The organism is bacterium (genome assembly GCA_016873475.1).
Classification (GTDB): Bacteria; Krumholzibacteriota; Krumholzibacteriia; order JACNKJ01; family JACNKJ01; genus VGXI01.
The window spans coordinates 1-7,079 of the sequence record VGXI01000170.1 but is presented as its reverse complement, the minus strand read 5'-3'; the positions used below and the strand labels follow the sequence as shown (position 1 = coordinate 7,079).

General features: G+C 71.4%; 4 protein-coding genes. 1 reads left to right on the top strand and 3 read right to left on the bottom strand.

Annotated elements, in window-relative coordinates:
* Genes FJ251_12125 through FJ251_12115 form a run of 3 tightly spaced genes read right to left on the bottom strand, consistent with a single transcriptional unit; the run spans nucleotide 1 to nucleotide 5,865 of the window.
* Nucleotides 1-1,395, bottom strand: coding sequence for an efflux RND transporter permease subunit (locus FJ251_12125; protein MBM4118457.1), 1,395 nt, complete (start codon nucleotides 1,393-1,395; stop codon nucleotides 1-3).
* Nucleotide 1,396: 1 nt separating this feature from the next.
* On the bottom strand, nucleotides 1,397-4,639 hold the full coding sequence (locus FJ251_12120) for an efflux RND transporter permease subunit (protein MBM4118456.1): 3,243 nt from the start codon (nucleotides 4,637-4,639) through the stop codon (nucleotides 1,397-1,399).
* On the bottom strand, nucleotides 4,636-5,865 hold the full coding sequence (locus tag FJ251_12115; protein ID MBM4118455.1) for an efflux RND transporter periplasmic adaptor subunit: 1,230 nt from the start codon (nucleotides 5,863-5,865) through the stop codon (nucleotides 4,636-4,638). The genes FJ251_12120 and FJ251_12115 overlap by 4 nt, the downstream gene beginning before the upstream one ends.
* Between FJ251_12115 and FJ251_12110 the strand changes: the two genes are divergently transcribed.
* A partial coding sequence (locus FJ251_12110) for a hypothetical protein (GenBank protein MBM4118454.1) occupies nucleotides 5,813-7,079 on the top strand: 1,267 nt, incomplete at its 3' end. The two genes, FJ251_12115 and FJ251_12110, sit on opposite strands and share 53 nt — an antisense overlap.

The window sequence follows — 7,079 nt, the reverse complement described above, 5'->3', positions numbered from 1 at the left end:
TCATAACGACACGCCGACCTCCGAGAGCCAGAGCGTGATCTCGGTGTTCTTCGTCAGCACGATCGGCGCGAAGACGATCACCGAGGTCGCGGTGCTGGCGATGACGGCCATTGCCACCTCACGGGTGCCGGCCGCCGCCGCCGCGCGCTGCGCCTCGCCCTTCTCGTGCCGGCGATAGATCGCTTCGAGGACGACGATCCCGTTGTCCACGAGCATGCCGACGGCGAGCATGAGACCCATCATCGTGAGGATGTTCAGGCTGCGGTGCGTGAGGAAGAGGAAGGCGCAGGTGGCGATCACCGAGACGGGGATCGCGATCGCGGCGATGAGGGTCGTGAGCAGCCGCCGCAGGAAGACGAGCAGGATGCCGACGGCGAGCAGCGAGCCGACGAGCCCGGACATCAGCAGGTCCTTCAGGCTGCCCTGGATGTTCTCGCCCTGGTCGAACCAGACCATGACGTCGATGCCGGCCAGGGTCGGATCACGCTTGAAGCGCTCGATCTCGGCGTGCACGCGCCGCGAGACCTCGACGATGTTCGCGCCCGAAGCCTTGCGGATCTCGAAGGCGATCGCCGGTTCGCCGTCGATGTGGCGGTAGTAGTTCGGCGCCGGCTCGGCGTAGACCACCTCGGCGACGTCGGCCAGGCGGATGCCCGGCCCGATCGGCAGCTGGCGGATCTCCTCGACGCTCCGGAATTGCCCGAGGCTGCGCACGCTGACGCGCTGGCGGCCATCCTGCACGCGGCCGAGCGAGAGGTCCAGGTTGCTCGCGTTGAGGGTCGCAAAGAGGCGGCCGACGTCGACGCCGTGGGCGACGATCCTGTCCAGCAGCAGGTAGATCGTGACGTCCTTGGGGCTGACGCCGTCGACGACGACGCGGCCGACGCCCTCGATGCGCTGCAGGGGCGCGATGATGCGCCGCTCGAGCAGTTCGTAGGAGCCGGCGAGATCGCGGCCGGGCGCGCTGATGCGCCCTTCCATGACGGGGATGTCCGTCGTGTTGAAGGTGAAGATGAAGTAGTCCTCGAGGTCGGCGGGCAGCAGTGGCCGCACCTGCTCCAGACGCTCCTTGACCTCCAGGCGCAGCACGTCGATGTCCCGCCCGAAGTCGAACTCGACGCCGACGAAGGCCCCGTCGCGGTCGGAGTAGGAGCGCAGCGACCTGACGTCGCCGAGCGTGGCGAGCACCTCCTCCACCGGCCGCGCGATCTCGCGTTCCACTTGGGCGGGCACCGCATTCGGGTAGGGGAGCTGCACGCCGACGAAGGGCCAGTCGACCTTGGGCAGGAAGTCGAGCTTGAGCCGCGTGATGCTGACGGCGCCCAGCACGAGCACCGCGGCCAGCGCGACCAGGATCGTCACCGGCCGGCGCAGCGAGTAGTCGGAAATGGCCATCTCAGCCGCTCCGGTCCAGGGTCTGATAGACCACCGGGATCACCACGAGCGTGAGCAGCGTGGCCAGCGAGAGCCCGCCGATCACGGCGATTGCCATCGGCGCCCGGATCTCCGCCCCCTCGCCGAGGCCGAGGGCCATCGGCGCGAGGCCGAGCACCGTGGTCAGGGTCGTCATCAGGATCGGGCGCAGGCGGGCGCTGCCGGCGTCGATGAGCGCCGCCCGCTTGGCGAGGCCGGCCTGCCGCCGGACGTTGACGTAGTCGATCATCACGATCGCGTTGTTGACGACGATGCCCGCCAGCATGACGACGCCGATCAGCACGACGACGCTGACGGCCGTGCCCGTCGCGAGCAGCGCGAGCACAACACCGACGAGGCCGAGCGGCACGGTCATCAGGATGACGAAGGGGTGCAGGAAGCTCTCGAACTCGCTCGCCATGACCAGGTAGACCATGAAGATCGCGAGCAGGGCCGCGAGGGCGAGGCTGCGGAAGCTGGTCGCCAGCTCCCGGTTCTGGCCGCCCAGGCTGATGGCGAGGGAGGCGGGCGGCGGCATCGCCGCGATGAGCGCCTCGATGTCGCGGCTCGCGCGGCCGAGGTCGCGCCCGCTGAGGTTGGCCCCGATCACGGCCGCGCGCTGCTGACCGACGTGCACGATCTGCGCGGGGCCTGTGCCCACCGCGACCTCGGCCACCGTCGCCAGCGGGATCGGCACGCCCTCGACCTGGCCGACGACGAGGCCGCCGATCTGGGCGACGTCCAGCTCGGTCGCCGCGGCGCGGCGCACGCGCACGTCGACCTGACGGTCCTGCTCCTTGAGGCGCGTCGCGACGTCGCCGTGGATCTTGCCGCGCAGGGTGCGGCTCACCGCGTCCATGTCCAGACCCAGGCTGGCCAGACGATCGCGCGCGAAACGCACCTGCACCTCGGGGCTGCCCCGCTCGAGGCTGCTCTTCACGTCGCGCAGGCCGGGGATCTGCGCCATGCCCACGGCGAGCTGGTCGGCGTAACCGGCGAGGGCGTCCAGGTCGTAGCCGTAGACCTGCACCTCCACCGGCGTCTCGAAGCTGAAGTAGCTGGGGCGGCGGAAGGTGTAGCGGATCTCGGGGTAGCGGGCGAGGAGCTGCCGGCAGCGATCGATGACGGCGGCCTCCGCGCGGCGGTCGCCGCCGGCGGCCATCGTGATTCCGAGCTGCGCCACGTTCTCGCGCTTCTCGCTGCGGGCACCCCCGAGCGCCGGGCTGTCGCCGATGCTCGCGTAGAGGACGCCGATGCGGGGGTCGCCGGCCAAGCCGCCTTCGATCTCGCTGAGCTTGCTCTCGGCGCGGGCGAGCGGCGTGCCCGCCGGGAATTCGAGATCGAAGGCGAACTGGCCTTGCGAGAAGCTCGGCACCAGTTCGACGCCGAGCAGCGGCAGGCCGAGCAGGGCCGCCGCCGCGAGGAGGAGCGCGAGGCCCAGGACCAGGCGCGGCCGGGCGAGGGCGCGGGCTAGCAGGCGCGGGTACGCGGCGTCCAGGCGCGACCAGGCGCGGTCGAAGGCACGCTGCAGCGGCCAGAGCAGCCAGAGCGCGAGCCGGCTGAGGCCGGCGAAAGCGAGGCGCAGCCCGCGCAGGAGGAGGCCCGGCAGCAATACCAGGAGCCCGCGCCCGAGCCAGCGGCCCAGCCAGGCGAGCGCAACGAGCGGCTTGCCCAGCCAGCGGCGGAGTCGCCCGCGCGGTCGGCGCAGGGCGGCAGGACCGGGCGCCGCGGCGGCCGGCGCCGGCGCCGGCGCGAAGCCGCGCGCGCGGCCGCCGAGGCTGGCGAGCACGGGGATCAGGGTGAGCGCCGCGATCAGCGAGACGAGCAGCGAGACCGTCACCGTGAGCGCCTGGTCGCGGAAGATCTGGCCGGCGATGCCCTCGACGAAGATGATCGGCAGGAAGACGGCGACCGTGGTCAGCGTGGAGGCCGTGACCGCGCGCGCCACCTCGCCGGCGCCCGCTTGCGTCGCGTCCCAGAGGCCGCGCCCCGCCTGGCGGTGGCGGCTGATCGCGTCGAGCACGACGATCGCGTTGTCCACGAGCATGCCGACGCCGAGGGCGAGTCCGCCCAGCGACATGATGTTCAGCGAGATGCCGAGCTGCTGCATCGCGAAGAAGGTGGCGAGGATCGAGATCGGGATCACCGTGGCGATGATGAAGGTGCTGCGCCGATCTTTCAGGAACAGGTAGAGCACGAGCACGGCGAGCAGGCCGCCGATGATCGCGTTGCCCTGCACTTCGGCGATCGACTGCTCGATGAAGGTGCTCTGATCGGCGAGGACGGCGAGCTCGCAGCCCTCGGGCAGCTCCTCGCGGAGCCCCGCCAGCCGGCGCTTGACGACGTCCGCTACCCGTACGGTGTTGGCGCTGCCCTCCTTGTAGAGCGCCAGCTCGACCGCTTCCTCGCCCTGCACGTGGCTGACGACCTCGCGCTCCTTGTAGCCACGGGTCACGCTGGCCACGTCGGCCAGGGTGACCCACCGCTGGCCGTCCTCGAAGACGACCGTGCGGGCTACGTCCTCTTCGCTCGTGAACTCGCCCAGCGTGCGCACGAGGAACTCGGCGTCGCGGTCGCGCAGGCGGCCGCCGGCGGCGCTCAGGTTCTGATCGCCGAGATAGGCGGAGACGGCGCTGATCGGCAGGCCGAGCGCGGCCAGCTTGCCCTCGTCGACCTCGACCTGGATCTCCTCCTCGAGGCCGCCCTGCACGTGCACGGAGGCGACGCCCTCGAGCGACTCGAGGTCCTTCTTGAGCAGGTGCTCGGCGAGGTGGCGCAAGGTGACCAGGTCCTGCTTGCCGTGCAGGCCCAGGCGCAGGATGGGGTCGAGGTTAGGGTCGTAGCGCAGGAGGATGGGGCTCTCGGCGTCCTCGGGCAGGCGTACCATGTCGAGCTTCTCGCGCACGTCGAGGGCGGCGAAGTCCATCGCCGTCTTCCAGCCGAACTCGAGGGTGATCTCGGAAACGCCGGGCCGCGAGGTCGAGCGCAGGCCGCGCAAGCCGGGAATCACGGACACCGCCTCCTCGAGCGGCTCGGTGATCAGCTTCTCGACCTCGGCCGGCGCGGCGTCGGGGTAGCGCGTCTGCACGGTGAGCGTGGGGTAGGCGATGTCCGGCAGCAGGTTGAGCGGCAGCCGCGAGAGGGAGACGAGGCCGAAGAGCAGCGCGGCCAGGGTCAGCATGAAGACGGTGACCGGCCGCTGCATCGAGCCGGTGACGAGCCTCATGACTGCTTGTCCCGGGCGCGCGCGGAATCGGGGGCGGCGGCAGCGGGCGCGGCGATCTCCTCGATCTTGCTGCCGGTCTTGAGGCTGCCCGTGCCGACGCTCACGACGCGCTCGCCCTCGACGAGGCCGCTGAGCACTTCGACGGACTTGCCGTTGGCGTAGCCCGTCTCGATGGCGACCTTGACGACGCTGTCGGCCACGACCTTGAAGACGTAGGTTTCGCCGCCCTCGGGCACGAGCGCCCGCTTGGGCAGGGTGAGCACGTTGGCGTGGCGGTCCGTCTCGACCTGCACGCGCACGAAGGAGCCGGGCCTGAGCAGCGCCTCGTCGCCCCGCACGCGGCAGGTCACCTTCACGGTGCCGGTCCGCGTGTCGACGATGGGCGCGATGCGCAGCACCTCGCCCGGCAGCTCGCTGTCGGGCGAGGTGTCGGGCGCAATGCGCACCGCCTGGCCGACGGCGATGCGCGCGGCCAGCTTCTCGGGCAGGTAGACGCAGGCGAGCAGGGGATCGCTGTCGACGAGGCGAAAGAGCGTCGTCCCGGCCACCAGGTGCTGCCCCGGCGAGACGAGCCGTTCGGTCACGCGCCCGCTGAAGGGCGCGACGATGCGCGTGTACTCCAGGCGCAGGGCCGCGGCCTTGCGCTGGGCCTCGGCCTCCTCCCAGCGAAAGCGCAGGTCTTGAAGTTCCTTGTTGCTGATGCCCTGCTCGGCGTGCAGCGCCTCGCCGCGCTCCAGCTCGCGGCGGGCGGCCTCGGCCCGCACGGAGGCCTCCTCCAGGGCGACGCTCTCGGCCTCGCCGTCGAGGCGGGCGAGCAGCGCGCCGGCCTCGACCCAGTCGCCCTCCTCGGCCCGCAGCTCGCGGATCTGTCCGGCTGCCTTGGACTGGATGTCGACCAGCTTCTCGGGCTCGAGGGAGGCGGTGGCGCCGAGCACGCTGGGCACGTCATCACGACGGACCGTGGCGAGTTCCACGGGCACCCGGGTCGCTTCCTTCTTCTCATCCTGCTTGTCGCGGCGGAAGCGGCCGAGCAAGCCGCCCTTCTTGGCGGGGGCGGCGGCGCTGTCGCCGGCGGCCGCCGTGCTGTCGGCAACCGCCGCATTCTCCTGAGCGTCCCCGTCGCGGCTGCACCCGCTGACCAGGGGCGGCACGGCGAGCAGGAAGACGGTGAGGATGGCGAAGAGGCTCAGGCAGCGGCGGTCGGGGGATCCGGTGATCCGAAGCATCTGGGACTCCTGGGGGAGGTATCGGGGAATCGCCGGGGCGGGGAGCGCCGCGACGCGGCAGCCTACGGGGCGCACTGGGCACGGTTACGTCTGCCAACTTGGAGGCGGCGATCGGGCCTGGGGTTTCGCGGCCCAGCCAGCGCGAGAACGGCAGGATTTCATACACGATCGTCCGAATTCTTGCTATACTGACACGGTTGGGCTCCACCCGCCTCCGGGTGGCTCGGGCATCCCTCGAAAGGACATGACGATGACGAAGACCGTGAAGGGACTGGCCATCGGCCTGCTGCTCCTCTGCCTGGCGACGCCGATTTGGGCCGCGACCGCACAGATCCGCCTGGGCGGGGCCGAGACCCGCCTCGAGCTGCTCGCCCGCGAGGGCGACGCGCTCCGCTATCGCCTCTCCCTGGCTGGCCTCGTCGCCGAGCGCGTCGAGACGCCGGCGGGGGCCTTCACCCGGCTCGACTTGCCCGGCTACTACCGCAGCCAGGTGGTCGGGGCGCCGGCCCTGCCAATGCTCAACCGCCTGATCGAGCTGCCGCTGGGCGCCGAGGCGCGCGTCGAGATCCTCGCGGTCGCGGAGCGCGAGATCGACCTCGCTGCGCTGGGCCTGGGCGACCCGCTGCTGCCGGCGCAGCCGAGCCTCGCCAAGAGCGCCGACCCGGCCAGCCAGCCCTTCCGCTACGATCCCGCCGCCTACCGGGCCGAGCCCGTGGCGCGCGACCTGGTCGCCGTCGTGGACTGCGGGCAGCTCCGCGGCGCCCGCGTCGGCCGGCTCGAGGTCTCGCCGGTCAGCTACTACCCCGAGGCCAAGCGGCTGCGCGTGGCCGAGAGCGTCGAGTTCCGCGTCGACTTCGCGGGCGGCGATCCCGTCGCCGAGGCACGGCTGAAGGCGCTCACGGCGAGCCCCTTCTTCGCCCCGGTCTACGAGCGCCTCGAGGGCGCTCGCGGCCTGCACGACAGCTACCCCGACCGCGTGCGGGACCTCGTCACGCTGGTCATCGTGACGCCGCCCGAGTTCGCGCCCTACCTGGACGCGTTCGTCGACTGGAAGACTCGCCGCGGCTTCAAGACCGTCGTCGGCGTCACCGGGACGCCCGAGGTGGGCACCACGACCGCCTCGATCAAGGCCTGGATCACCAATCTCTACAACAACGCGACCCCTGAGCAGCCCGCGCCCAGCTTCGTCATCTTCGTGGGCGACATCGCCCCCC

What these genes read in the sequence shown, in the direction of transcription:
- FJ251_12125 (MBM4118457.1), bottom strand. Translation starts at nt 1,395, where the DNA reads ATGGCCATTTCCGACTACTCGCTGCGCCGGCCGGTGACGATCCTGGTC.
- FJ251_12120 (MBM4118456.1), bottom strand. Translation starts at nt 4,639, where the DNA reads ATGAGGCTCGTCACCGGCTCGATGCAGCGGCCGGTCACCGTCTTCATG.
- FJ251_12115 (MBM4118455.1), bottom strand. Translation starts at nt 5,865, where the DNA reads ATGCTTCGGATCACCGGATCCCCCGACCGCCGCTGCCTGAGCCTCTTC.